This is a genomic window from Burkholderia ubonensis, assembly GCF_001718695.1.
GTDB classification, from domain to species: domain Bacteria; phylum Pseudomonadota; class Gammaproteobacteria; order Burkholderiales; family Burkholderiaceae; genus Burkholderia; species Burkholderia ubonensis_B.
In genome coordinates this window covers 2723023-2749195 of sequence record NZ_CP013420.1, presented here as the reverse complement: position 1 = coordinate 2749195, position 26173 = coordinate 2723023, and the positions used below count along the sequence as shown (strand labels likewise).

Below are 26173 nucleotides of genomic sequence, written 5' to 3'. Positions count from 1 at the left end.
AGCGGGCAGACAGGCCGCGGCTGCGCCCGCCGCGGGAGCGCCCGCCGCCGGATGCCCGTCGCGACCTTTTCACGATTCTTTTTGCAGGTGACTCAAGCAATGGCACAACCACGCCGCACGTCGAAGCAATCGAAACAAGCCGGAGGAACATTTCTGGGCATCGTGCTGGGCCTGATCGTCGGCCTCGCGATCGCCGTGGTGGTGGCGCTCTACATCACGCGCTCGCCGTCGCCGTTCGTGTCGAAGGTCGCGCCGCCGCCCGCCGACACCGGCGCAAGCCAGCCGCAGCAGTTCGATCCGAACCGCGCGCTGCAGGGCAAGACGCCCGGCCAGCCGGTGCCGCAGGCCGCGCAGCCCGCGCCGCCGAACACCGCGCCCGGCCAGGCCGCGAACCAGACGCAGGGCGGCGGCCTGCTGCCCGAGCCGCAGATCGTCGAAGTGCCGCCGTCGGGCAACGCGAACGGTTCGAACGGCTCCGGCAGCGCGAACAACGGCACCGCGTCGAACAACGGATCGAACAACGCAGCGTCGGGCAACGGCGTCGCCGTCCCGCCGAAGGCGGCCGACAATACGCCGCCGAAGAAGCCGCAACAGCAGCAGCAACAGCAGGCGGGCGAAGACGACCTCGCGCGCCTCGCCGCGCAGAAGCAGGCGCAGCAGGCTGCCGCTCAAAAGCAGCAGCAACAGCAAGCCGCCGCGAACGCCGCGAAGCCGGCGCCGTCCGCGACGTCGTCCGCAGCGGCCAAAGCGCCGAGCGCGGCCGACGCGAACACCGGCTACTTCCTGCAGGTCGGCGCGTACAAGACGGAATCGGACGCCGAGCAGCAGCGCGCGCGCCTCGGCTTCCAGGGCTTCGAATCGAAGGTGTCGAAGCGCGATGTCAGCGGCGTCACGTATTTCCGCGTGCGGGTGGGCCCGTTCTCGAAATTCGAGGATATGAACTCGGCACGCCAGCGCCTGTCCGATGCAGGAGTCGACACGGCGGTGATCCGCTTCACGAAGCAGTAAGCGCCGGCCGCGCCCACGCAGATTCCGTTACGTTCCGTAACCCGAGCAACTGACGACGTTCCCAACATGAAAAAACTGCTTAGCACGCTTCTCCTCTCCGTGGGCCTGGTCGCCGGCTTCGCGCACGCAACGCCCGCCGCACCGGTGTCGGGCAAGGACTTCGAAGTGATGAAGGCGCCGCAGCCGGTGTCCGCGCCGGCCGGCAAGGTCGAGGTGATCGAATTCTTCTGGTACGGCTGCCCGCACTGCTACGAGTTCGAGCCGACGGTCGAGGCCTGGGTGAAGAAACAGGGCGACAAGGTCGACTTCAAGCGCATCCCGGTCGCGTTCCGCGACGATTTCGTCCCGCACTCGAAGCTGTTCTACGCGGTGTCCGCGCTCGGCATGTCCGAGAAGGTCACGCCGGCGATCTTCAACGCGATCCACAAGCAGAAGAACTACCTGCTGACGCCGCAGGCGCAGGCCGACTTCCTGGCGTCGCAGGGCGTCGACAAGAAGAAGTTCATGGACGCGTACAACTCGTTCAGCGTGCAGGGCCAGGTGAAGCAGTCGGCCGAGCTGCTGAAGAGCTACAACATCGACGGCGTGCCGACGATCGTCGTGCAGGGCAAGTACAAGACGGGCCCGGCCTACACGAACAGCCTCGAAGGCACCGCGCAGGTCCTCGACTACCTCGTGAAGCAGGTCCAGGACAAGAAGCTCTGATCCCCGCCCCGGCGCCGGCATGACAACTCCGCTGAAGGTCTTCATCACCGGCGCGTCGAGCGGCCTCGGCCTCGCGCTGGCCGACGAATACGCGCGCCAGGGTGCGACGCTCGCGCTGGTCGCGCGCCGCACCGACGCGCTCGAAGCGTTCGCGCGGCGCTTTCCCGCGCTGTCCATCTCCGTCTATTCCGCCGACGTGCGCGACCCCGATGCGCTCGCGGGCGCCGCGGCGGCGTTCATCGCCGCGCACGGCTGCCCGGACGTCGTGATCGCGAACGCGGGCATCAGCCAGGGCGCGGTGACGGGCCAGGGCGACCTGGCCGCGTTCCGCGACGTGATGGACATCAACTACTTCGGGATGGTCGCGACGTTCGAGCCGTTCGTCGGCCCGATGACGGCCGCGCGGCACGGCACGCTCGTCGGCGTCGCGAGCGTCGCCGGCGTGCGCGGGCTGCCGGGCTCCGGCGCGTACAGCGCGTCGAAGTCGGCCGCGATCAAGTATCTCGAGTCGCTGCGCGTCGAGTTGCGCCCCGCGGGCGTCGGCGTCGTGACGATCGCGCCCGGCTACATCCGCACGCCGATGACCGCGCACAATCCGTACCGGATGCCGTTCCTGATGGACGCCGACCGCTTCGCCGCGCGCGCGGCCGAAACGATCGCGCAGCAGCGCGCGTTCCGCGTGATTCCGTGGCAGATGGGCGTCGTCGCGAAGGTGCTGCACGTGATGCCGCGCTGGCTGTACGACCGCCTGTTCGAAAAGGCCCCGCGCAAGCCGAAGGCAAGCGCGCACTGACGCGGCGCTCGCGGGGCGGGTGCCGCGGGACGGTTCTGCGTCGGCGCGGCGAGCGTGCCGTTGGTTCGGGCCGGATACCTCCGGCGCCGCGCATCGCGCATCGCGCATCGCGCATCTCGCATCTCGCATCTCGCATCTCGCATCTCGCATCTCGCATCTCGCTCTACGCTCTACCTTCGCCCTTCGCACTGCGCACTGCGCTGCACTCCACACTCCACACTCCACGCTTCACGCTTCACGCTTCACGCTTCACGCTCCACGCTTCACGCTCCACGCTTCACGCTTCACGCTTCACACTCCACGCTTCACGCTTCACGCTCCACGCTTCACACTCCACGCTTCACGCTTCACGCTTCACGCGCCACATTCCACGCTTCACGCTTCACGCGCCACATTCCACGCTTCACGCATCGCGCACCCCGCGCCGCGCCGTGCGCCAAACACACGCACGAAGCATCGCTGCCGCCAGCCAGCCGCGCCGGGCTTCTCGTTGCTTCCGCCACTTCCCTCCCCGCGCCACCGCACACCCCACCGCGCCGCCGCCCCAGCACGCATTCCGTCGCGAACGCACCCGTTTGTCGCGCAATTCGCCGCGTTCCGTCGCCTTTTCCCACGCACGGCGCGCTTTGACGGTATGCTATCCGCCGGCCGCGCCGGCCCGGCCTCGCCGGGCCGCGCCGCATTCCGACACCGCGCAAAAATCACAAGTCACGTGGGAGAACCTATGCACGTCAAGCTGTTCGCCGCGGTCGCACTGGCCGCGGCTCCCGTCCTCGTCGCCGCCAAGCCGCTCACCGTCTGCACGGAATCGAGCCCGGACGGCTTCGACGTCGTGCAGTACAACTCGCTCGTCACGACCAACGCGTCGGCCGACGTGATCTTCAACACGCTCGTGTCCTACGACGAAGCCGCGAAGAAGGTCGCGCCCGCGCTCGCCGACAAATGGGACGCGAGCGCCGACGGCCTCACCTACACGTTCCACCTGCGTCCGAACGTCGCGTTCCAGACCACCGACTATTTCAAGCCGACCCGCCCGCTCGACGCGGACGACGTCGTCTTCACGTTCAGCCGGATGCTCGACGACGGCAATCCGTGGCACAAGGTCGCCGGCGCGAGCGGCTTCCCGCATGCGCAGTCGATGGGCCTCATCAAGCTCGTGAAATCGGTGTCGAAGGTCGACGACAGCACCGTGAAGTTCGTGCTGAACGAGCCGAACGCGACGTTCGTGCCGATCCTGACGATGGGCTTCGCGTCGATCTACTCGGCCGAATACGCGGACCAGCTGCTGAAGGCGGGCAAGCAGGCGGACCTGAACGCGAAGCCGGTCGGCACCGGCCCGTTCGTGCTGAAGAGCTACACGAAGGATGCGCTGATCCGCTACGACGTGAACCCGACCTACTGGGGCGCGAAGCCCAAGGTCGACCGGCTGATCTACGCGATCACGCCCGACGCGTCGGTGCGCGTGCAGAAGGTGAAGGCCGGCGAATGCCAGATCGCGCTGTCGCCGAAGCCGCAGGACGTGCTCGCCGCGAAGGGCGAAAGCGCGCTGAAGGTCGTGCAGACGCCCGCGTTCATGACCGCGTTCGTCGCGCTGAACACGCAGAAGAAGCCGCTCGACAACGACAAGGTGCGGCAGGCGCTGAATCTCGCGTTCGACCGCGCGAGCTACCTGAAGGTCGTGTTCGACAACACCGCGACGCCCGCGAACAACCCGTATCCACCGAACACGTGAAGCTACGCGAAGGACGTCGCGCCGTATGCGTACGATCCGGCGAAGGCGAAGCAGCTGCTCGCCGCGGCGGGCTTCCCTAACGGCTTCTCGACGACGATCTGGGTGCGCCCGACGGGCAGCGTGCTGAACCCGAACCCGAAGGCCGGCGCGGAGCTGCTGCAGGCCGACCTCGCGAAGATCGGCGTGAAGGCCGAAGTCAAGGTGATCGAATGGGGCGAGCTGATCAAGCAGGCGAAGCTCGGCCAGCATGACCTGCTGTTCATGGGCTGGGCCGGCGACAATGGCGATCCGGACAACTACCTGACGCCGCAGTTCAGCTGCAACGCGGTGAAGTCCGGCATCAACTTCGCGCGCTACTGCGATCCGCAGCTCGACAAGCTGATCGCCGACGGCAAGGAAACGGCCGACCAGGGCAAGCGCGCGAAGCTGTACGAAGCCGCGCAGAAGCTCATCCACGACCAGGCGCTGTGGATTCCGCTCGGCTATCCGACGGCGGCGGCGCTCACGCGCGCAAACGTCGGCGGCTATCGCGTGAGTCCGTTCGGACGGCAGAACTTCGCGGCGGTGTCGGTGCAGTAGGCGTGTGCGGCGCACGTGCATGCCTCGCATGCACGGCGCGTCTCATCTCACCGCCAGCGGCACCCGCCGCTGGCCGCCAAGAGTCGGATGCGCGTTGCGGCACCGCACGCACGCGCAGTTAGTTGCTGCTGCTCGACAAGCTGACCACACGCCTCGATCTCGAATCGGCGCGCGCGATCGAAGCCGCGCTGGCCGGCATTCCCGACCCAATCGAGGCCGCGACGCACGACGCGTGCGTTCGCCGTCTCGCCCGCCCCAACCACACCACGCAACGACAGCGCGCCGGCCTGCGCCGCGCCGCGCCGCCGCGTAACGACGCCACCACGCCCTCAGCGCACGCCGCGGAACCGCAGCATGCCGTCGTCGCCCTGCTCGCGCACGAGCTCGCCGGCAAGCCACAGCAGGTTCAAATGCGCGAGCGCCTCGCCGAGCGCAAACGTCATCTGGTGGATGTCGAGCTCGCGGCGGCGGAACATGATCGGCACGATGTCGGCCGCGCTCGCCGGCTTTTCCGCGCACGCCGCGCGCACTTCGTCGAGCCGCGCGTCGTGGTGCGCGCGCAGCTGCGCGATGCGGGTGCGCACGCCGCGGAACGGCTTGCCGTGCGACGGCAGCACGAGCGTGTCGGCGGCCATCGTCTCGTAGCGGCCGAGCGACTCGAGGTACAGCGCGAGCGGGTTCGCTTCCGGCTCGAGGTCGAACACCGACACGTTCGTCGAGATGCGCGGCAGCACCATGTCGCCGGAGATCAAGAGGCCGTCGGCCTCGCTGTAGAGCGCGCAATGTTCAGGCGAATGGCCGTAGCCCGTCACGACGCGCCACGTGCGGGCGCCGATCGTCACCGGATTGCCTTCGCGCAGGCGGCGATAGCGCGGCGGCACCGACGGCACGAGGTCCGAGTAGTAGCTGCGGCGGTTGCGCAGCTTGTCGAGCGCCGCCGGATCGGTCAGGCCGTGGCGCGCGAAGTGCTCGGCCGCGCCCGGGCCGCCCGCGTTCGAGCCGTTGCCCGCAGCCATCAGGCAGCCGAACAGGTACTCGCCGAGCGTCATCCACAGGCGCACCTTCCAGCGCGCCCGGTCGCCACCCTCGCAAAGCCAGTGCGCGAGCCCGAAGTGGTCCGGATGGCAGTGCGTGACGATCACGCGCAGCACCGGCAGGCCATCGAGACGGGTATCGAAGATCCGTTCCCAGTGCTCGCGAATCGCGTCCGACGCGATCCCGCAGTCGACGATCGTCCAGCCGGCCTGCCCGTCGATCTCGTCGCGCAGCAGCCAGAGATTGATGTGGTCGAGCGAGAACGGCAGCGGCATGCGCAGCCAGCGCACGCCGGGCGCGACCTCGAACGTGTCGCCCGCGGCGGGCAGCGTATCGGCGAAGGGATAGTCGAGTTGGTGTTCCAGTGCGTTCATCGGGGGAGCGTCTCGTCGTTGTGCATGCGGGGCCGCCGCGCGGCCGGGCGGCCGCGGGCGTTCCGGCGATTCTATCGCCGTCTCGCGGCGGGCGTCGTCCGGCCCCCCGCGCGTCAAAAAAAGTTCGCGTCAGATTCGGTTCCGTACCTGTATCTTTATGCGAAGAAGCCCCGAACGTCGCACAACGCCGGGCAACGCCCCCGATGACGCGCCGCCCGGCCCGCCGCCGGATGCGCTGAATCCGGCGCCCGGACGCTAAAATACCGAGTGCTTACAGCCCATGAGCCTGCACGCAAATGAATCACTTCCCCAAACTGCTGTCGTCGCAGATCGGCTTCGACGTCGCGCAGACCATGCTCGAGAACTTCGACCGCCACTACCGGATCTTCCGCGACGCGGCCGTCGACGCGAAGACCCTGTTCGAGCGCGCGGACTGGCACGGGCTGCAGCGGCTCGCGCGCGAGCGCATCACGTCGTACGACGATCGCGTGCAGGAATGCGTCGAGGTGCTGGAAGACGAATACGACGCGGAGAACATCGACGACGAGGTCTGGCAGCAGATCAAGCTGCATTACATCGGCCTCCTGACGTCCCACCGCCAGCCCGAGTGCGCGGAAACGTTCTTCAACTCGGTGTGCTGCAAGATCCTGCACCGCTCGTACTTCAACAACGATTTCATCTTCGTGCGCCCGGCGATCTCGACGGAATACCTCGAGAACGACGAGCCGGCCGCGAAGCCGACCTACCGCGCGTACTACCCTGGCACCGACGGCCTCGAGGTCACGCTCGAGCGCATCGTCACGAATTTCCAGCTGGAGCCGCCGTTCGAGGATCTCGGGCGCGACATCGCGTGCGTGATGCAGGCGATCCACGACGAGTTCGGCCGCTTCGACGAAGCGCCGAACTTCCAGATCCACGTGCTGTCGTCGCTGTTCTTCCGCAACAAGACCGCGTACGTGATCGGCCGCATCATCAACGGCGACCGCGTGCTGCCGTTCGGGGTGCCGATCCGCCACACGCGCCCGGGCCTGCTGGCGCTCGACGCGGTGCTGCTGCGCCGCGACCAGCTGCAGATCATCTTCAGCTTCTCGCACTCGTACTTCCTCGTCGACATGGTCGTGCCGTCCGCGTACGTCGACTTCCTGTGCTCGATCATGCCGGGCAAGCCGAAGGCGGAGATCTACACGTCGGTCGGCCTGCAGAAGCAGGGCAAGAACCTGTTCTACCGCGACCTGCTGCATCACCTGTCGCATTCGAGCGACCGCTTCATCGTCGCGCCCGGGATCAAGGGCCTCGTGATGCTCGTGTTCACGCTGCCGTCGTTCCCGTACGTGTTCAAGATCATCCGGGACCGCTTTCCGCCGCCGAAGGAAACGACGCGCGCGCAGATCATGGAGAAGTACCAGCTCGTCAAGCGCCACGACCGGCTCGGACGGATGGCCGACACGCTCGAGTATTCGAGCGTCGCGCTGCCGCTCGCGCGGCTCGACCACGCGCTCGTGCGCGAGCTCGAGAAGGAAGTGCCGTCGCTGCTCGAATACGAGGGCGACAACCTCGTGATCAAGCACCTGTACATCGAGCGCCGGATGGTCCCGCTCAACCTGTACCTGCAGAACGGCACCGACGCGGAAATCGAGCACGGCGTGCGGGAGTACGGCAACGCGGTGAAGGAGCTGATGAAGGCGAACATCTTCCCCGGCGACATGCTGTACAAGAACTTCGGCGTCACGCGCCACGGCCGCGTCGTGTTCTACGACTACGACGAGATCGAGTACCTGACCGACTGCAACGTGCGCCACGTGCCGCCGCCGCGCCACGAGGAGGACGAGCTGTCCGGCGAGCCGTGGTACTCGGTCGGCCCGCACGACATCTTTCCCGAAACTTACGGGCCGTTCCTGCTCGGCGATCCGCGCGTGCGCGACGTATTCTTGAAATACCACGCCGATTTCTTCGAGCCGGCGCTGTGGCAGGCGAGCAAGGACCGGCTGCTGCAGGGCGAACTGCCCGATTTCCATCCCTATGACGCGTCGCTGCGCTTTTGCGTGCGCTACCCCGATCGTTTCGACGCGGCGGGCGACGACGAGGGCGAGGGCGGCGCGCAGCGCGCCGCCTGAAACGCCGCAAAACCGCCCTGATACCGACCCGTTTTCCGCACCCGGAATCCCGAACTGATGAATACCAACGACCACCCGCTCTCACACCTGTTCGACAACAACGACGCCTGGGTCAAGCGCAAGCTCGCCGACGATCCGCAATACTTCTCGCGTCTCGCCGACCAGCAGGCGCCGGAATACCTGTGGATCGGCTGCTCGGATTCGCGCGTGCCGGCGAACCAGATCATCGGCCTGCCGCCGGGCGAAGTGTTCGTGCACCGTAATATCGCGAACGTCGTCGTGCACACCGACCTCAACTGCCTGTCGGTGATCCAGTTCGCGGTCGACCTGCTGCGCGTGAAGCACATCATGGTGGTCGGCCACTACGGCTGCTCGGGCGTGAACGCGGCGCTGCACAACCGCCGCGTCGGCCTCGCGGACAACTGGCTGCACCACGTGCAGGACGTGCGCGAGCGGCACGCGGCGCTGCTCGACGAATGGCCGGTCGGCGAGGCGCGCTACCGCCGCCTGATCGAGCTGAACGCGATCGAGCAGGTGGTCAACGTGTGCCGCACGACGATCGTCAACGACGCGTGGGCGCGCGGCCAGTCGCTCACCGTGCACGCGCTCGTGTACGGCGTGCACGACGGCCGCATGCGCAACCTCGGGATGTCCGTATCGCGGTTCGACGCGCTCGAGGCGACCTACCGGCGCTGCGTCGCGGCGCTCACCGCCCGCGGCCAGCATGCGCCGGACAACGACATGGTCGCCGCGGACGCCGCGCATCTCGAACACGTCGCGCAGGCGGTCGCCGACACGCTCAAGCCGTGCGACGACGCGCAGTAATCGTAACGGGCGCGACGCGCACCGCATCGACCCGACACACGGCGCTGCCGCGACGGCGGCGCAAACCAAAGGAGCGGCGAACATGAAAACCGCATTGATCATCGGCGCATCGCGCGGCCTCGGCCGCGAATTCGTCCGGCAATACCGGCGCGACGGCTGGAGCGTGATCGCCACCGCGCGCGACGACGCGTCGCTGGCCGCGCTGCGCGCGCTCGGCGCGCGCGCGCATCCGCTCGACGTCGCGCAACCGGAGCAGATCGCCGCGCTCGGCTGGAAGCTCGACGGCGAGCGGCTCGACGTCGCCGTCGTCGTGTCGGGCGTCTACGGGCCGCGCACCGAAGGGGTCGAGACGATCGCCGCCGAGGATTTCGACGCGGTGATGCACACCAACGTGCGCGGCCCGATGCAGCTGCTGCCGATCCTGCTGCCGCTCGTCGAGGACGCGCGCGGCGTGCTCGCGGTCGTGTCGAGCCGGATGGGCAGCATCGCCGACGCGACCGGCACGACCGGCTGGCTCTATCGCGCAAGCAAGGCCGCGCTCAACGACGTGCTGCGCATCGCGTCGCTGCAGACGCGCCACGCGGCGTGCGTGTCGCTGCATCCGGGCTGGGTGCGCACCGACATGGGCGGCGCGGAAGCGGCAATCGATCCGGAGACGAGCGTGACCGGCATGCGGCGCGTGCTCGCCGAAGCCGCCGCCGACGTCGCGCTCGCGAACGGCCGCTTCTTCCAGTACGACGGCGTCGAGCTGGCCTGGTAACCGATGACAACCTCACGTCGTTAATTCCCGTAACGCATGATTTCGTCCCGACCTGACGCGTGCCCGTGCGGCGGCGCGTCCCCGCTTCCCGCCGGCCGCGCGCCGGCGCCCCGCTACGCCGCGTGCTGCGGCCGCTTCATCGACGGCGGCGAGGCCGCGCCGACCGCGCTCGAATTGATGCGTTCGCGGTACAGCGCGTACGTGCTCGGCGCGACCGGCTACCTGCGCGCAACGTGGGCCGCCCGCACCTGCCCCGCCGATCTGGACGCCGACCCCACTGCGCCCGACGCGCCGCGCTGGCTCGGCCTCGCGGTAAAACGCCACGCGCCGCTCGACGAACGCCACGCGGAGGTCGAGTTCGTGGCCCGCTACAAGGTCGGCGGGCGCGCGTACCGGCTTCATGAGACGAGCCGTTTCGAGCGCGACGAGCGCGGTTTCTGGCGCTACGTTGACGGCGATGTAAGCGAGCGCTGATAAATAGTTGCTGTGTCAGACGCCGGGTAATTCCTGCATTGCACAACCCAAAATTGTCAGGCTACGATGAGCCTCGGTTTGGTCAAGTTGCACGGCAGGGCTTACGAATGGCGTTCAGCAAGGTACTGGTGGGATGGATGGCAGCCTGCGCGCTGTCGGCCGCGCTGGCCGACACGCTGCCGAACGCCGGCGCCCCGAGCGGGCCGCTCGCCCGCGCCGAACGCTTCGACTACGGCGATTCGGGCCTGCCCCAGGTCGCCGCCGACCTGAACGAACGGATCATCCGCATCCCGGCCGACGCGTCCGGCGCCGTCACGCTCGAAGCCACGCTGTTCAAGCCGGACGGCCCCGGCCCGTTCCCGCTCGTCGTGTTCAACCACGGCAAGAATCCAGGCGACCTCCATCAGCAGCCGCGCAGCCGCCCGCTCGCGTTCGCGCGCGAATTCGTGCGCCGCGGCTACGCGGTGATCGCGCCGAACCGCCAGGGCTTCGCCGGCTCCGGCGGCACCTATCGGCAGGAAGGCTGCAACGTCGCGAAGAACGGGCTCGCGCAGGCGGCCGACATCGGCGCGACGATCCGCTACATGTCGCGGGAGCCGTACGTCGATGCGTCGCACATCGTCGTCGCCGGCACGTCGCACGGCGGCCTCGCATCGATCGCCTACGGCACCGAAGCGGCGGCCGGCGTGCGCGGCATCATCAATTTCTCCGGCGGGCTGCGCCAGGACCTGTGCGACGGCTGGCAGCGCAACCTCGTCGACGCGTTCGACCAGTACGGCGCGCGCACCGCGGTTCAGTCGCTGTGGCTCTACGGCGACAACGACTCGGTGTGGACGCCCGCGCTCGTCGCGCAGATGCACGACGCGTACGCGTCGCACGGCACCCGCGCGCAGTTCGTCGATTTCGGCCGCTACAAGGACGACGCGCACCGGCTGATCGTCGACCGCGACGGCGTGCCGGTCTGGTGGCCCGCCGTCAACGCGTTCCTGGCCAAGCTGAACCTGCCGACCGCGGTGCGCTACGCGGTGGCGAACCCGCACGAGCCGAAGGCGTCGGGCTATGCGTCGATCGACGCGGTCGATGCGGTGCCGTTCATCGACGCAGCCGGCCGCGACGGCTATCGCCGCTTCCTGAACCAGCATCCGAGCCGCGCGTTCGCGGTGTCGGCCGAAGGCGCGTGGTCGTGGGCCGAGGGCGGCGACGATCCGATGGCGCTCGCGCTCGACAACTGCGCGAAGCAAGGCGCGGGCGCATGCCGGCTGTATGCGGTCAACGACCGCGTCGTGTGGAGCGCGAATGCGTCGCAGACCGCGGACAACGGCGAGCGCGACGACGGCGCGCAAGCCGCGCGCTCGCTCGCGGCGCGCTGATCGCGCGTTCGCCCGACCCACCCGATCCCCTGTTTCGTTTCCCGTTCGCTTGCGCGTCGACGCCGCCGCGCGTCGGCCTGCGCGCCTTCGCACCCCGTTTCCTGCGCATTCCGGACCGATGGATCATTGATTTTTTTCTACTGGGGCGCGTCACTCGGACGTCGTCATCTGCACGCATTTCTGGGCTTCTGGGCCGTACCGTCCCGAGCCGCCCGGATCTGCGCCGAACTCCCGCCAGCCAAGGCTTCGCGGCGTTTGTAACCGGTAGTGCAACGCGCGGCGGAACACGCTAATCTCAGCGCGTTTCGTGTTTTGCATGCCGTGTTTTGCATGCCGCCCTGACGGCCTGCATGGCCGTCATCCGATACCGGCCGCAACGCGTCCCGCACGACGCCGCGCGCCGCCTGTTTTTCACCGGAGCCGTTTTGAGTACGCAAGCGACCGACGACTGGGTCGCGCGCAGCCTGCGCGCGGTCTGGCACCCCTGCACCCAGATGAAGCACCACGAGCGGCTGCCGCTCATTCCCGTCGCGCGCGGCGCGGGCCTGTGGCTGTACGACCGCGACGGCCGCCGCTACTTCGACGCGATCAGCTCGTGGTGGGTCAACCTGTTCGGCCATGCGAACCCGGACATCAACGCCGCGCTGAAGGACCAGCTCGACACGCTCGAGCACGCGATGCTCGCGGGCTGCACGCACGAACCCGCGATCGAGCTCGCCGAACGGCTCGCCGCGCTCACGCAGCACACGCTCGGCCATGCGTTCTTCGCGTCGGACGGCGCGTCCGCCGTCGAGATCGCGCTGAAGATGAGCTTCCACGCATGGCGCAATCGCGGCCACGCGGGCAAGCAGGAATTCGTCTGCGTCGCGAACAGCTATCACGGCGAGACGATCGGCGCGCTCGCCGTCACCGACGTCGCGCTGTTCAAGGATGCATACGAACCGCTGATCCGCCACGCGCACGTCGTCGCGTCGCCCGACGCGCGGCTCGCGCAGCCGGGCGAGACGGCCGCCGACGTCGCGGGCCGCGCGCTCGCCGACGTGCGGCGCCTGTTCGTCGAGCGCGACGGCAGGATCGCCGCGCTGATCGTCGAGCCGCTCGTGCAGTGCGCGGCGGGCATGGCGATGCACGATCCGTCGTACGTGCGCGGGCTGCGCGCGCTGTGCGACGAATTCGGCGTGCACCTGATCGCCGACGAGATCGCGGTCGGCTGCGGGCGCACCGGCACCTTCTTCGCGTGCGAGCAGGCCGGCGTGTGGCCCGATTTCCTGTGCCTGTCGAAAGGCATCAGCGGCGGCTACCTGCCGCTGTCGCTGGTGCTGTCGCGCGACGAGATCTTCGCGGCGTTCTACCACGACGACACGACGCGCGGCTTCCTGCATTCGCATTCGTACACCGGCAACCCGCTCGCGTGCCGCGCGGCGCTCGCGACGCTCGACCTGTTCGCGCGCGACGACGTGCTCGCGCGCAACGCGCGCCACTCCGCCGCGCTGCGCGACGCGCTCGCGCCGCTCGCCGCGCATCCGCAGGTGCGCCACCTGCGCGAGCGCGGCACGCTGTTCGCGTTCGACGTCGCGCTCGACGGCGACGCGGCGCGCGGCTTCTCGCGGCGCTTCTTCGAACGCGCGCTCGAACGCGAGCTGCTGCTGCGCCCGATCGGCACGACCGTCTACCTGATGCCGCCGTACGTGATGAGCGACGACGACATCGCGTGGCTCGCGCAGCGCACGCGCGACACGCTCGACGCCACCCTCGAGGAGATCGCCCGATGACCCTGCTCGACACCCTGCAGCGCGGCCTCGCCGAGCTCGACGCGCAAGGCCTGCGCCGCACGCGCCGCACAGCGGACACCGCGTGCGACGCGCACATGAGCGTCGACGGCCGCACGATCGTCGGCTTCGCGAGCAACGACTACCTCGGCCTCGCCGCGCATCCGGCGCTCGTCGCCGCGTTCGGCGAAGGCGCGCAGCGCTACGGCTCCGGCAGCGGCGGCTCGCACCTGCTCGGCGGCCACTCTCGCGCGCACGCGCGGCTCGAGGACGAGCTCGCCGGCTTTTCCGGCGGGTTCTCCGATGCGCCGCGCGCGCTGTACTTCAGCACCGGCTACATGGCGAACCTCGCCGCGATGACCGCGCTGTCGGGCAAGGGCGCGACGATCTTCTCCGACGCGCTGAACCATGCGTCGCTGATCGACGGGATGCGCCTGTCGCGCGCGCACGTGCAGGTCTACCCGCATGCGGACACGGCCGCGCTCGCCGCGCTGCTCGAAGCATCCGATGCGAAGACGAAGCTGATCGTCAGCGACACCGTGTTCAGCATGGACGGCGACCTCGCGCCGCTGCCCGAGCTCGTCGCTTTGGCCGAGCGGCACGGCGCGTGGCTCGTCGTCGACGACGCGCACGGCTTCGGCGTGCTCGGCCCGCAAGGGCGCGGCGCGCTCGCGGCCGCGGCGCTGCGCTCGCCGAACCTCGTGTACGTCGGCACGCTCGGCAAGGCGGCCGGCGTCGCGGGCGCGTTCGTCGTCGCGCACGAGACGGTGATCGAATGGATGATCCAGCGCGCGCGCAGCTACATCTTCACGACGGCCGCGCCGCCCGCGGTCGCGCATGCGGTGTCGACGAGCCTGAAGGTGATCGCCGGCGACGAAGGCGACGCGCGGCGCGCGCATCTCGCCGCGCTGATCGAGCGCACCCGCGTGCTGTTGCGCAGCACGCGCTGGCAGCCGGTCGATTCGCACACGGCCGTGCAGCCGCTCGTGATCGGCAGCAACGATGCGACCCTCGCCGCGATGCGCGCGCTCGACGCGCACGGCCTGTGGGTGCCCGCGATCCGGCCGCCGACCGTGCCGGCCGGCACGTCGCGGCTGCGCATCTCGCTGTCGGCCGCGCATTCGTTCGACGATCTCGCGCGGCTCGAAGCGGCGCTGATCGCCGCCAGCGACGAGGCGGCGGCCTCCGTCGAAGCGAACCGGCGGGAAGCCGCATGAGCCCGCCGCTGTCGCTGTTCGTCACCGGCACCGATACCGAGATCGGCAAGACCTTCGTGTCCGCCGCGCTGCTGCACGGCTTCGCGCGGCTGGGCCTGCGCGCGGCCGCGCTGAAACCGGTCGCGGCCGGCGCGTACGAGCAGGACGGCGTGTGGCGCAACGAGGACGCCGACCAGCTCGACGCGGCCGCGAACGTCGTGCTGCCGCCCGAATTGCGCACGCCGTTCCTGCTGAAGGCGCCGGCGGCCCCCCACCTCGCCGCCGCGCAGGAAGGCGTGACGCTCGACCTCGACACGATCGTCGCGTGCCATCGCGAAGCGCTGACGCGCGCGGACGTCGTCGTCGTCGAGGGCGCCGGCGGCTTCCGCGTGCCGCTCACCGGCACGCGCGACATGGCCGACCTCGCGGTCGCGCTCGGCGTGCCGGTCGTGCTCGTCGTCGGCGTGCGGCTCGGCTGCATCAGCCACGCGCTCTTGACCGCCGACGCGATTCGCCAACGCGGGCTCACGCTCGCCGGCTGGGTCGCGAACCACGTCGATCCGGCGATGTCGTTCCAGGACGAGAACGTCGCGACGCTGCGCGACTGGCTCGCCCGCGAGCACGGCGCGCCGCTGATCGGCCGCATTCCGCACCTGGCGCCGGCCGCCCCCGAATCCGCCGCGGCGACGCTCGACGTCGCCGCGCTCATCGACACGCTGCGCGCCGCGCAGCATTGACATTGAAGCACCCCATTTCCCCGCACCCAGGAACAACGATATGACCCAAGCCCAGACTGCCGCAGTGCAACCCGACGCAATCCCCGTGGCCGCTCCGGCCGCGCAGCGCTGGCGCGTCGCCGACGTCGTCGCGCTGTTCGAGCTGCCGTTCAACGACCTGATGTTCCGCGCGCAGCAGGTGCACCGCGAGCACTTCGACGCGAACGCGGTGCAGCTGTCGACGCTGCTGTCGATCAAGACGGGCGGCTGCGAGGAGGATTGCGGCTACTGCTCGCAGTCGTCGCATCACGACACGGGGCTGAAGGCCGAGAAGCTGATGGATGTCGACGCGGTGCTCGACGCCGCGCGCGCCGCGAAGGCGAACGGCGCGAGCCGCTTCTGCATGGGCGCCGCGTGGCGCAACCCGAAGGAGCGCCACATGCCGGCGCTGACCGAGATGGTGCGCGGCGTGAAGGAGATGGGGCTCGAGACCTGCATGACGCTCGGCATGCTGGAAGACGAGCAGGCGAAGGCGCTCGCCGACGCGGGCCTCGACTACTACAACCACAACCTCGACACGTCGCCGGAGTTCTACGGCCAGATCATCTCGACGCGCACCTACCAGGATCGCCTCGACACGCTCGACCGCGTGCGCGACGCGGGCATCAACGTGTGCTGCGGCGGGATCATCGGGATGGGCGAGTCGCGCCGCGAGCGCGCGGGCCTGATCACGCAGCTCGCGAACCTGAACCCGTATCCGGATTCGGTGCCGATCAACAACCTGGTCGCGATCGAGGGCACGCCGCTCGAAGGCACCGCGGCGCTCGACCCGTTCGAGTTCGTCCGCACGATCGCGGTCGCGCGGATCACGATGCCGAAGGCCGTGGTGCGGCTGTCGGCCGGCCGCGAGCAGCTCGACGACGGGCTGCAGGCGATGTGCTTCCTCGCGGGCGCGAACTCGATGTTCTACGGCGACCAGCTGCTGACCACCAGCAACCCGCAGACCCAGCGCGATCGCGCGCTGTTCGAGCGCCTCGGGATTCGCGCGAGCCAGGCGGACGCGCTCGGCTCGGACGCTTAATGGGCGCGTAAGCGGCGAGCGCCGCGCAATGCAGAAGCCGGGGCATGCCCCGGCTTTTTTCGTTCAGCGCCTATCGCACGCTGACCGTCCACACCCTCAGCGCGCGGATGGCTCGCTCCCGTCCAGCACCGCGCGCACCTTCGCGACGAGCCGCTCGTCGACGGGCGCGAGCACCTCGCCGCGCGGGCGCACGCCCGAGCCGAAATGCACCGCGCGCACGCCGGTCGTCCTGACGAAGTCGCCGACCGCGTCGGCGGTCAGCCCCGAGCCGGCCAGCACCGTGCACGACGAGCCCTCCGCGCGCCGCACCATCCGCGCGATCGTCGCGGCCGCGTCGAGCACCGACGGATGGCCGCCCGAGGTCAGCACCGACGTGACGGCCGGCACGCGCAGCAGCGCGTCGAATGCGGCGTTGAGGTCGCGCGCGACGTCGAACGCGCGATGGAACGTGAGCGCGCGGCCGTCGGCGGCGCCGGCGATGCGCGCGAGCGCACCGAGATCGATGTCGCCGCGCGCATCGAGCGCGCCGAACACGACGCCGTTCGCGCCGGCCGCGACCGCCGCGCGCACGTCGCGCTCGATCACCCGGAGATCGTCGGCGTCGTAGACGAACGACCGGCTGTGCGGCCGCACGATCACGTTGACGGGAATCGGCACCGCGGCGACGACGGCCTCGATCAGGCCGACGCTCGGCGTCAGCCCGCCCTCGCCGATCGCGGTGACGAGTTCGAGACGGTCGGCGCCCGCGCGGGCGGCGACCTTCGCATCGCCGACGGTCGCGGCGATCACTTCGAGCAGGACGGAAGAGGCAGCGGTTCGGATCATCGGCGGCTCGCGAATCGGTATGACGATTCGTGCATCCTAGCCGAGCGGCGCGACCGCCGCCAGTTCACCGGGCATGCCGCTCGGCAACGCGTGCGCCGGCGGCCGCTGCGCAAACGGCCATCCGAACGGGACGAGCGACGCACCGGAATGACGCGCGTCACGAAACTGCCCGCGCGGAGCGCAACGCCCTACCCCGCGGCGGCGTCGTCATCCCCCCAGTCGATATCCCCGCACAGCACGCGCAGCGCATCGCCCACGCGGATCGCGACCGACAGCGTCACGCACGGCTGCGCCTCGTTGATCGACAGGTACGGCCGCGTCACCTGCACGCGGCCCGGCTCGGCGATCGCCGTGCGGAAGTACGGCCGCCGCAGCCAGTTCGCGCCCTGCGCGTCCGCGAGCGGCAGAAAGCGCGTCTCGCGGGTTGCGCGATCGGCGCGCAGCACGACGTTGCGGCCCGCCTGCCGGCCCTGCGCGTCGAGCAGGAAGCAGCGCGCCGCACCGTCGAGCGCGAGGAAATTCCAGCACACCTCGTCGAGCGGCTCGCCGGCCGCGAGGCGCTCGGCCGCGCGCTCGAACGCGCGCAGGTACGGCGCGAGCCGCTGCGCCTCGCGCCGCTCGCGCGCGTCGGTCTGCAGGCGAAAACGCTCGGTCAGCTCGCCGATGCACGCGGTCGCGGCCGCGCTGTCGGGCAGCCCCGGCGCCGGCCGGCCGAAGAAGTAGCCCTGCACGAAATCGGCCTCGCACGACAGCGCGATCTGCGCTTCGTGCTCGGTCTCGATCCCTTCGACCAGCACCAGCTTGCCGGCCTCGTGCAGCAGCGTGACCAGACCGTGCAGGATCGCGGTGAGCCCGGTGCGGTGCGCCGCGTGCGACAGCATGATGCGATCGAGCTTCACGATGTCCGGATTCAGCTGCCAGATCCGCTCGAGGTTCGAATGGCCCGCGCCGAAATCGTCGAGCGCGAGCAGGAAGCCCTGCGCGCGGAATTCCCGCATCGCGTCGGCAAGCCGCTCGAGGTCGTCCGCGCGCTGCTCGAGCACTTCGAGCACGATGCGGCGCGGCGGCATCCCGAGGCGCTTCAGGTTCGCGAGCAGCGCCGCGGCCTGGAACGGATCGGTCAGCACGCCCGGGTGCACGTTCAGGAACAGCCATTCGCGCTCCGCGCCGAGCAGCGCGAAGTTCTCGAGATGCAGCGCCTGCGCGAGCCGGTCGAGCTGCAGCAGCTCGCCGTGACGCGCCGCGTCGCCGAACACGTCGAGCGGCGACACCGGCCGGTCGAGCGTGTCGTGTGCGCGCAGCAGCGCTTCGTAGCCCACCGCACGCTGGTGCGACAGGCTGAAAATCGGCTGGAACACGCTCGTGAGCGTCAGGTCGTGATGCTGCGTCGCCAGACGCTCGAAGCCGGACGTCACCTCCCGCTCGAAGCGGTACGGCGACGCGGCCGGACGCTCCTGTTGCACGATCGTCATACCCCCTTCCTCCTGATGCTGGCGAACACGGCGGCGGACGAACCGGACGGCGCGTGGGATGTCCTGCGAGTTGTCATGAATAGGCCCTCGGATTGCCTGTTGTTGTCGCTTGCCGGCAAGCATCAAGCAAGCTTCGTGCGCACACCGCGCCGGCCCGCCGCGCACGCCTGCGCGAGCAGCGCACCGCCGTGGCGCATGCGTGCCGCACCATTTCGGTGCGCGCGCACCGGCGCACTCGAACGCAGCCGTCCGGACGGCACGCTACACTCCGTACGACCGTTTCATACCCCGCTTTCGACGCATCGATGGAAATCGTCTTCACCGTCCTGGTCCTGCTGCTCACCGTCGCGCTGTCCGGCGCGCTCACGCGCGTGCTGCCGTTGCGGCTGCCGCTCCCGCTGATGCAGATCGCGTTCGGCGCGATCCTCGCGTGGCCGAAATTCAACCTGCACGTCACGTTCGACCCCGAAATCTTCATGCTGCTGTTCATTCCGCCGCTGCTGTTCGCGGACGGCTGGCGGATTCCGAAACGCGAGCTGTACCTGCAGCGCCGCGCGATCCTGATGCTCGCGTTCGGGCTCGTGTTCATGACGGTACTCGCTGTGGGCTACTTCGCGCATTGGCTGATTCCCGAGTTGCCGCTGCCGATCGCGTTCGCGCTCGCCGCGGTGCTGTCGCCGACCGACGCGGTCGCGCTGTCGGGCATCGCGGGCAAGGGCCGGATCCCGCCGCAACTGATGCACATCCTCGAGGGCGAGGCGCTGATGAACGACGCGTCCGGCCTCGTCGCGCTGAAGTTCGCGGTCGCCGCCGCGCTGACCGGCATGTTCTCGCTGCGCGACGCGTCGGTCACGTTCGTGATCGTCGCGGCCGGCGGGCTCGCGACGGGCGCGGCCGTGTCGTGGATCTTCAGCGCGCTGTCGACGCGCTTCCTGAACGCCGAGCAGGAAGGCGACCCGGCGCCCGGGATCGTGATGACGCTGCTCGTGCCGTTCGCCGCGTACCTGATCGCCGAGCATCTCGACCTGTCGGGCGTGCTGGCGGCCGTCGCGGCCGGGATGACGATGAACTACACGAGCTTCTCCCGCAAAAGCACCGTCGCGTCGCGCGTGCGCGCGGAAAGCACGTGGGCGATGATCGAGTTCGTGTTCAACGGCATGGTGTTCATCATGCTCGGCCTGCAGCTGCCGCACATCATCGGCCGCGCGCTCGTCGACGCGCATCACACGAGCGACGCGCTCGTCGGCCGGATGATCCTCAACGTGCTCGCGATGATGCTCGCGCTCTACGCGATCCGCTTCATGTGGGTCTGGCTGCTGCGCTGGATCGCGAGCCGCCGCGCGGCGCGCCAGGGCCTCGCCGGCACGATGGCCGGGCTGCGCACGATCGCGGTGATGACGGTCGGCGGCGTGCGCGGCGCGGTGACGCTCGCCGGCGTGCTGTCGATTCCGGTCGCGCTCGCCGACGGCACGCCGCTGCCCGGCCGCGACACCGCGATCTTCGTCGCGTCGGCGGTGATCCTCGGTTCGCTGGTCTTTGCCGTGATCGGGCTGCCGCTGCTGCTGCGCGGCGTGCGCTCGACCCGCAATCCGCTCGCCGAGGAAGAGCGCGCCGCGCGCTCGGCCGCCGCGCAGGCGGCGATCCGCGCGATCGATTCCGCGCACGGCGCGATCGCGGTCGATCTCGACGAATCGGGCTCCGCGCGCTGCGCGGACGTCGCCGCGCGCGTGATGGACCTGTACCGCCGCCGCCTGGCCGCGCTGTCGGACGGCGGCCCCGCGCCGCGCGCCGAAGCGAAGCAAGCCGAGACGATGGAGCTGCAGATGAAGATCGCGGCCGTGCGCGCGGAGCGCTCGATGCTGTACCGGATGCGCGGCGAGCGCAGGATTTCGGACGAAACGCTCGCGAAACTGCTCCGCGAGATCGACCTGTCGGAGACGGCGCTGTCGACGCGGAAGAAAGGACTGGTCTGATCGAATCGCGGGGCCGCCCCAAGCAAAACGGCGACGCCGCAGCGTCGCCGTCTTGCCGTCTACCGTCCCGCACGCCGCGTTACTTCGCGACGACGACCGGAATCCCCTTCAGCATCCCCGCGCCCTTCGCTTCGTCGAGCGCATGCCGCACGTGCGCGCTCGTCGCCGCGTCGATGCCGAGCTGCAGCGCAAGCTCGCGCTCCGCACGCTTCACGCCGGCGAGGTTGCGCAGCTTCACGTGGCCGAAGCCGCGCACGCGGGCGTGCAGGTCGGCCAGCTGCGCGACCTGCGCCGCGTTGTCCGCGGTCATCGCCGCGAGCGCGCGGGTCAGCGTCGTCTCGTAGTCGTCGGCGAGCGCGCGCTCCATCTTCCGCTCGACGGTGCGGCCGAACGGATCGAGCCACGTGCCGCGCAGGCTGCGCACGCGCGCGAGCACGCCGAGCACCGGCCACATCCACTGGCCGAACACGCGCTTCTTCGGCACGCTGCCGTCGCTGCCCGCCTTCGCGACCGTCGGCGGCGCGAGGTTGAACTTCACGCGATAGTCCTGCCCCGGCACGCCTTCGAACTGCGCTTCGAGCGCCGTGCGGAACGCGCCGTCCGCGTAAAGCCGTGCGACTTCGTATTCGTCCTTCACCGCGAGCAGGCGGTAGAACGTCGTCGCGACCGCGCGCGTGAGCGCATCGTCGTCCTTGGCACGCGCGGCGTTCACGAGCGCGCGATAGCGCTCGACGTAGCGCGCGCCGCCGTACGCGTCGAGACGCGCTTCGCGATCCGCGATCAGCTCGGCGAGCGTCTCGGGCGCGACGTGCGCCGCCGCCGCATGCCGCGCGTTCCACAGCGCGTCGAGCCCGGCCGGGTCCCCCGCCGCCATCCGGCCGACCGCGAACGCGAGCTTGTTCATCGGCACCGCGACGTTGTTCAGCTCGATCGCGCGCATCATCGCCGCGAGCGACACCGGCACGAGGCCGAGCTGCCATGCGTAGCCGAGCATCAGGATGTTCGCGCCGATCGAGTCGCCGAGGAATTTCGCGGCGAGCGCCTGCGCGTCGCAGCTCGACAGGAAGCCGTCGCCGGCCGCGTGGCGCATCTTCTCGAGCAGCGCGTCCGCGTGCAGGTTCGCGTCCGGGTTCTGCACGAACGACGCGTTCGGAATCCGGTGCGTGTTGACGACGATCCGCGAACGTCCGTGACGCACCGTCTGCAGCGCATCCGCGCTCGCGCCGACGACCATGTCGCATGCCAGCAGCACATCGGCCTGCTGCGTGTCGATGCGCACCTGGTTCAGCCATTCGTCGCGCGCGGCGATCCGCACGAACGACAGCACCGAGCCGCCCTTCTGCGCGAAGCCCATGAAGTCGAGCACCGACGCGCTCTTGCCTTCGAGGTGCGCGGCCATGCTGACCAGCGCGCCGACCGTCACGACGCCCGTGCCGCCGACGCCCGTCACGAGCATGTCGTACGGCGCCGCGTCGAGATGCGTCGCCGGCACCGGCAGCGCATCGACGCGCGCGGCGAGCGCCGCCTCGTCGAATGCCGCGCCCGCGGCCTTCTTCAGCGCCGCGCCTTCGACCGTCACGAAGCTCGGGCAGAAGCCGTTCACGCACGAGAAATCCTTGTTGCACGACGACTGGTCGATGCGGCGCTTGCGGCCGAGCGGCGTCTCGAGCGGCTCGACCGACAGGCAGTTCGACTGCACGCCGCAGTCGCCGCAGCCTTCGCACACCGCGTCGTTGATGAACAGGCGCTTGTCCGGGTCGGGGAACTCGCCCTTCTTGCGGCGGCGGCGCTTCTCCGCCGCGCAGGTCTGGTCGTAGATCAGCACGGTGACGCCCGGCGTCTCGCGCAGCTCGCGCTGCACCGCGTCGAGCTCGCTGCGGTGGTGGAACGTCGTGCCCTTCGGGAACAGCCCGTGATGGCCGTCGTACTTCTCCGGCTCGTCGGACACGACGACGAAGCGCGACACGCCTTCCGCCTCGACCTGCCGCGCGATCTGCGGCACCGAGATGCTGCCGTCGACCGGCTGGCCGCCCGTCATCGCGACCGCGTCGTTGTAGAGGATCTTGTACGTGATGTTCGCCTTCGCGGCGACCGCCTGGCGGATCGCGAGGATCCCCGAGTGGAAGTAGGTGCCGTCGCCGAGGTTCTGGAATACGTGCTTCGTGTTGGTGAACATCGCGTGCGCGGCCCAGTCGACGCCCTCGCCGCCCATCTGGATCAGCCCGGTCGTGTCGCGGTCCATCCACGACGCCATGAAATGGCAGCCGATGCCGGCCTGCGCGATCGAGCCTTCCGGCACCTTCGTCGACGTGTTGTGCGGGCAGCCCGAGCAGAAGTACGGCGTGCGCTTCACCGCGTCCGCCTCGTTCGACAGGATCTGCGGCGCGACCAGATCGACGACGCGCTCGCGGCGGTCGAGCGCCGGCTTGTGGCGCGCGAGCCAGGAGGCGAACACCGGCAGGATCCGCGACGGGCGCAGCTCGCCGAGCTCGGACAGCAGGCACGCGCCTTCGGCATCGTGCTTGCCGAGCACGCGCGGGCGCGCGTGCTCGGCGCGGTTGTACAGGTAGTCCTTGATCTGCTGCTCGATCACCGGGCCCTTCTCTTCGATGACGAGCACTTCGGCGAGGCCGTCGATGAAGGTCTCGATGCGCGTCATCTCGAGCGGATACGACAGGCCGACCTTGTAGATGCGCACGCCGGCCGCGTCGAGATCGGCGACGGTCAGGTCGAGGCGGCGCAGCGCTTCCATCAGGTCGAGGTGCGCCTTGCCGCAGGTGACGATGCCGACGTTCGCCTGCGCGCTCGGCGCGATCCACTTGTCGATGCTGTTCGTGCGCGCGAAATGGCGCACCGCGTCGAGCTTCGCGGCGAGACGCGCCTCGATCGTCAGGCTCGGCAGGTCGGGCCAGCGGTTGTGCAGGCCGCTCGGCGGCGGCGTGAAGCCTTGCGGCGCGGGCCAGTGCGTCTGCAGTGCGTCGAGGTCGACGGTCGAGCCCGATTCGACCGTTTCCGAGATCGCCTTGAAGCCGACCCATGCGCCCGAGTAGCGCGACAGCGCCCAGCCGTACAGCCCGAATTCGAGCATGTCGGCGATGTTCGACGGGTTCACGACCGGCATGTGCCACGCGATCATCGCGAAGTCGCTCTGGTGCGGCATCGACGACGACACGCAGCCGTGATCGTCGCCCGCGACGACCAGCACGCCGCCGTGCGGCGACGAGCCGTACGCGTTGCCGTGCTTCAGCGCGTCGCCCGCGCGGTCGACGCCCGGGCCCTTGCCGTACCACATCGCATAGACGCCGTCGACGGTGCGCTCCGGATCGGCCTCGACGCGCTGCGTGCCGAGCACCGCGGTGCCGCCGAGCTCCTCGTTGATCGCGGGCAGGAAGCGCACGCCGCCGCCGTCGAGCAGTTTCTTCGCCTTCCACAGCTGCTGGTCGACCATGCCGAGCGGCGAGCCGCGGTAGCCGCTGACGAAGCCGGCCGTGTTCAGGCCCTGCGCGGCGTCGGCCGCGCGCTGCATCAGCAGCAGGCGCACCAGCGCCTGCGTGCCGGTCAGGAAGATCCGGCCGCGCGTCGCGGTCAGGTTGTCGGTCAGACGGTAGTCGGATAGGGCGGGCGTGCCGTCGATGGGCAAGCGGGCGGTCATGGGGACGTCTCCTGATTGTGCTTTGTGCTGTGCCGGGCCGCGCGCCGCGGCGTCGGACGACGCCGGCCGCGAGCAGCGGGATGGCTCTATTTTTTCGCGCGGAAAGAAGAATGTTTTTTCTCATCTTGCTGACACGGCGTCGAAGCGAGAAAGACTGCACAGGTTTTGCTGCGGAATTGAGAGAGTTCTGCCGCAGGCTGGTGGGCGGCTCGCGGCGCACGCCGAGACGGGCGGGCGCGCTGCAGCGCTCACGCGGCGAGGCGGCGGCCGCGGGAGCAGCGGCACGTGCGCGCAAGGCCGCGCGGCAACGGTTTGCGCGGCGGATCTCTAGCGTCCTCACCCGTGAAATGCACAGCGTTCGAATTGGTCGCGGGCGCCGGATATCCACAACGCCCGGCTGCAGGCGGACGCTCACCGGTCGATTGCACAGCGTTTCGAGTGTCGTCGGGGGGTGGATTATCCACAACGCAATCGGCCCGCCCATCCAGCGGATCGAGGCGCTCACCATTCAAATCCACAGGGCTGCGAGTCGATCCGGAGGCCGGATATCCACACCCGCCTGCCCGCTTCCCGCCGATGCGGCGGCGACGCTCACCGGTCGAATGCACAGGATTGCGAGTCGATTGGGCGGGGGCGATTGTCCGCAGCGGTGTGCGGCTCGCGATGCTCTATTTACTGCCGGCGCGGCAGGCGCGGAAGCGTGTAGGTGCGGGGCACCTCGGGGGCAGCCACACACTAAAAACCCTGTGAGTTCCGATGGTGAGCAGCGGCACGCAAGCGAATGAGGAGGCCGATTTGGCTGTGGATAGAACCCACCCATCACAACTCGAAACGCTGTGCATTCCGACGGTGAGCGACGGCAAATCGATCGAACGGCCGCGCCGATTCGGGAATGAATGGCCCTTTCCGCGATCACTCGAAACGCTGTGCATTTCAAGGGTGAACGGCGATCGGGAGATCGATGTGGACAACTCACCCATGCAACCACTCGCAACACTGTGAAATCGAACGGTGAGCGTCGGCGGGGTATCGCATGACGACCGCCGATTCGGGCGCGAACCGACGCGCGAGATGCCGCGCAGCCCCGCGCGCCGGGGCTCGCGCACACACGGCCGCGCCGCACGCATCGGCGCTCACCGTCGGGATACACAGCACATCGACTGGTTCGGGCGAGCGCATATCCACATCGCGGCAAGCAGTCGAATGAAACGCGCGATCGCGAGTGCGGTTAGAATGCGCGACCGCCGAAGCCGTCCACGGGAACGCGCTAGGCCACGCAGGCAGACCTCGGGCGCGACCGGGCCGCGACGCTCACCATCGGAATACACAGCGCTGCGACTGCGTTCGGCGGCAAGTTATCCACAACGCGAAACGCGCGCGCGATCGATCGTCGAAGCGAGCCGAGCGCCTGAACGCGCAACGTGCCGAATGTCGTGCGGCGCGCGGAAGCCCGCGCGGCGCAAGCGTCACACGCGAGCGGACGCCGGCGCTCACCGTCCGCGAGCACAGCGTTTTTCGTCGTTGCGCGCCAGGTTGTCCACATGCTGCGGCAGGCATTCCTGCCCACGGGCGCATGCTCACCGACCAAATGCACAGCATTGCGACTGCGTGCGAAGCGAGATATCCACAACCGACATCGCGCGGACGTTGGCCGCCCGCGCATGCGCAACGTCGGCTAATGCACACGCCGGCGCGCCCGCGCCAACCGCCGCAAAGCCGC

At 69.4% G+C, this 26173-nt stretch carries 17 protein-coding genes and 1 pseudogene; 14 read left to right on the top strand and 4 right to left on the bottom strand.

Annotated elements, in window-relative coordinates:
- Positions 1-99: 99 nt before the first annotated feature.
- From WJ35_RS12530 to WJ35_RS12515, 4 genes and pseudogenes are all read left to right on the top strand, one after another.
- Complete coding sequence (locus tag WJ35_RS12530) at positions 100-1008, top strand: SPOR domain-containing protein (RefSeq protein WP_069239251.1); 909 nt, start codon at positions 100-102, stop codon at positions 1006-1008.
- 66 nt (positions 1009-1074) lie between these two features.
- Positions 1075-1713: a thiol:disulfide interchange protein DsbA/DsbL gene (locus WJ35_RS12525; protein WP_069239250.1), complete on the top strand. Its 639-nt coding sequence runs from the start codon at positions 1075-1077 to the stop codon at positions 1711-1713.
- Between the two features lie 19 nt (positions 1714-1732).
- Entirely contained in the window at positions 1733-2506 is a 774-nt protein-coding gene (locus tag WJ35_RS12520) for an SDR family oxidoreductase (protein WP_010090518.1), read from the top strand.
- A gap of 724 nt (positions 2507-3230) precedes the next feature.
- Positions 3231-4817, top strand: a pseudogene (locus WJ35_RS12515) (ABC transporter substrate-binding protein).
- Between the two features lie 329 nt (positions 4818-5146).
- Here WJ35_RS12515 and WJ35_RS12510 read toward each other — a convergent pair.
- Positions 5147-6226, bottom strand: a complete 1080-nt coding sequence (locus WJ35_RS12510; protein ID WP_069239249.1) for an MBL fold metallo-hydrolase — start codon at positions 6224-6226, stop codon at positions 5147-5149.
- Between the two features lie 296 nt (positions 6227-6522).
- Here WJ35_RS12510 and aceK point away from each other — a divergent pair, with 296 nt between their 5' ends.
- From aceK to bioB, 9 genes are all read left to right on the top strand, one after another.
- Positions 6523-8340 (top strand): bifunctional isocitrate dehydrogenase kinase/phosphatase, encoded by a 1818-nt coding sequence (gene aceK, locus WJ35_RS12505; RefSeq protein ID WP_060236035.1) that lies wholly within the window; start codon positions 6523-6525, stop codon positions 8338-8340.
- A gap of 57 nt (positions 8341-8397) precedes the next feature.
- On the top strand, positions 8398-9165 hold the full coding sequence (can, locus tag WJ35_RS12500; RefSeq protein WP_069239248.1) for a carbonate dehydratase: 768 nt from the start codon (positions 8398-8400) through the stop codon (positions 9163-9165).
- An 82-nt stretch (positions 9166-9247) separates the two neighbouring features.
- Positions 9248-9925 carry an SDR family oxidoreductase gene (locus WJ35_RS12495; protein WP_069239247.1) on the top strand — a complete coding sequence of 226 codons (678 nt, stop codon included), beginning with the start codon at positions 9248-9250 and terminating at the stop codon, positions 9923-9925.
- A 36-nt stretch (positions 9926-9961) separates the two neighbouring features.
- Entirely contained in the window at positions 9962-10399 is a 438-nt protein-coding gene (locus tag WJ35_RS12490; RefSeq protein ID WP_060235854.1) for a YchJ family protein, read from the top strand.
- Between the two features lie 107 nt (positions 10400-10506).
- Positions 10507-11769 carry a dienelactone hydrolase family protein gene (locus tag WJ35_RS12485; protein ID WP_060235852.1) on the top strand — a complete coding sequence of 421 codons (1263 nt, stop codon included), beginning with the start codon at positions 10507-10509 and terminating at the stop codon, positions 11767-11769.
- A 425-nt stretch (positions 11770-12194) separates the two neighbouring features.
- Positions 12195-13541: an adenosylmethionine--8-amino-7-oxononanoate transaminase gene (gene bioA, locus WJ35_RS12480; protein WP_060236033.1), complete on the top strand. Its 1347-nt coding sequence runs from the start codon at positions 12195-12197 to the stop codon at positions 13539-13541.
- Positions 13538-14755: an 8-amino-7-oxononanoate synthase gene (gene bioF, locus WJ35_RS12475; protein WP_060235850.1), complete on the top strand. Its 1218-nt coding sequence runs from the start codon at positions 13538-13540 to the stop codon at positions 14753-14755. Before bioA ends, bioF begins: the two co-directional genes overlap by 4 nt.
- Positions 14752-15471 carry a dethiobiotin synthase gene (gene bioD, locus WJ35_RS12470; RefSeq protein ID WP_060235848.1) on the top strand — a complete coding sequence of 240 codons (720 nt, stop codon included), beginning with the start codon at positions 14752-14754 and terminating at the stop codon, positions 15469-15471. The genes bioF and bioD overlap by 4 nt, the downstream gene beginning before the upstream one ends.
- 40 nt (positions 15472-15511) lie before the next feature.
- Positions 15512-16531 (top strand): biotin synthase BioB, encoded by a 1020-nt coding sequence (gene bioB / locus WJ35_RS12465; RefSeq protein ID WP_060235846.1) that lies wholly within the window; start codon positions 15512-15514, stop codon positions 16529-16531.
- Positions 16532-16627: 96 nt separating this feature from the next.
- Here the strand turns inward: bioB and WJ35_RS12460 are convergent, their stop codons facing one another.
- Together WJ35_RS12460 and WJ35_RS12455 are read right to left on the bottom strand one after the other, a co-directional pair.
- Positions 16628-17356, bottom strand: a complete 729-nt coding sequence (locus WJ35_RS12460) for a copper homeostasis protein CutC (RefSeq protein WP_060235844.1) — start codon at positions 17354-17356, stop codon at positions 16628-16630.
- Positions 17357-17544: 188 nt separating this feature from the next.
- Positions 17545-18828, bottom strand: coding sequence for an EAL domain-containing protein (locus WJ35_RS12455; protein ID WP_060235842.1), 1284 nt, complete (start codon positions 18826-18828; stop codon positions 17545-17547).
- Positions 18829-19133: 305 nt separating this feature from the next.
- On the opposite strand from WJ35_RS12455, the gene WJ35_RS12450 reads away from it, so the two are divergent.
- Positions 19134-20801, top strand: coding sequence for a Na+/H+ antiporter (locus WJ35_RS12450; RefSeq protein WP_060235840.1), 1668 nt, complete (start codon positions 19134-19136; stop codon positions 20799-20801).
- Between the two features lie 79 nt (positions 20802-20880).
- Here WJ35_RS12450 and WJ35_RS12445 read toward each other — a convergent pair whose 3' ends face one another.
- Positions 20881-24453, bottom strand: a complete 3573-nt coding sequence (locus WJ35_RS12445) for an indolepyruvate ferredoxin oxidoreductase family protein (RefSeq protein ID WP_060235838.1) — start codon at positions 24451-24453, stop codon at positions 20881-20883.
- Between the last annotated feature and the right edge of the window lie 1720 nt (positions 24454-26173).

What these genes read in the sequence shown, in the direction of transcription:
- WJ35_RS12525 (WP_069239250.1), top strand. Translation starts at nt 1,075, where the DNA reads ATGAAAAAACTGCTTAGCACGCTTCTCCTCTCCGTGGGCCTGGTCGCC.
- aceK (WP_060236035.1), top strand. Translation starts at nt 6,523, where the DNA reads ATGAATCACTTCCCCAAACTGCTGTCGTCGCAGATCGGCTTCGACGTC.
- WJ35_RS12530 (WP_069239251.1), top strand. Translation starts at nt 100, where the DNA reads ATGGCACAACCACGCCGCACGTCGAAGCAATCGAAACAAGCCGGAGGA.
- bioD (WP_060235848.1), top strand. Translation starts at nt 14,752, where the DNA reads ATGAGCCCGCCGCTGTCGCTGTTCGTCACCGGCACCGATACCGAGATC.
- WJ35_RS12485 (WP_060235852.1), top strand. Translation starts at nt 10,507, where the DNA reads ATGGCGTTCAGCAAGGTACTGGTGGGATGGATGGCAGCCTGCGCGCTG.
- can (WP_069239248.1), top strand. Translation starts at nt 8,398, where the DNA reads ATGAATACCAACGACCACCCGCTCTCACACCTGTTCGACAACAACGAC.
- WJ35_RS12460 (WP_060235844.1), bottom strand. Translation starts at nt 17,356, where the DNA reads ATGATCCGAACCGCTGCCTCTTCCGTCCTGCTCGAAGTGATCGCCGCG.
- WJ35_RS12495 (WP_069239247.1), top strand. Translation starts at nt 9,248, where the DNA reads ATGAAAACCGCATTGATCATCGGCGCATCGCGCGGCCTCGGCCGCGAA.
- WJ35_RS12510 (WP_069239249.1), bottom strand. Translation starts at nt 6,226, where the DNA reads ATGAACGCACTGGAACACCAACTCGACTATCCCTTCGCCGATACGCTG.
- WJ35_RS12520 (WP_010090518.1), top strand. Translation starts at nt 1,733, where the DNA reads ATGACAACTCCGCTGAAGGTCTTCATCACCGGCGCGTCGAGCGGCCTC.
- WJ35_RS12450 (WP_060235840.1), top strand. Translation starts at nt 19,134, where the DNA reads ATGGAAATCGTCTTCACCGTCCTGGTCCTGCTGCTCACCGTCGCGCTG.
- bioB (WP_060235846.1), top strand. Translation starts at nt 15,512, where the DNA reads ATGACCCAAGCCCAGACTGCCGCAGTGCAACCCGACGCAATCCCCGTG.
- WJ35_RS12445 (WP_060235838.1), bottom strand. Translation starts at nt 24,453, where the DNA reads ATGACCGCCCGCTTGCCCATCGACGGCACGCCCGCCCTATCCGACTAC.
- WJ35_RS12455 (WP_060235842.1), bottom strand. Translation starts at nt 18,828, where the DNA reads ATGACGATCGTGCAACAGGAGCGTCCGGCCGCGTCGCCGTACCGCTTC.
- WJ35_RS12490 (WP_060235854.1), top strand. Translation starts at nt 9,962, where the DNA reads ATGATTTCGTCCCGACCTGACGCGTGCCCGTGCGGCGGCGCGTCCCCG.
- bioF (WP_060235850.1), top strand. Translation starts at nt 13,538, where the DNA reads ATGACCCTGCTCGACACCCTGCAGCGCGGCCTCGCCGAGCTCGACGCG.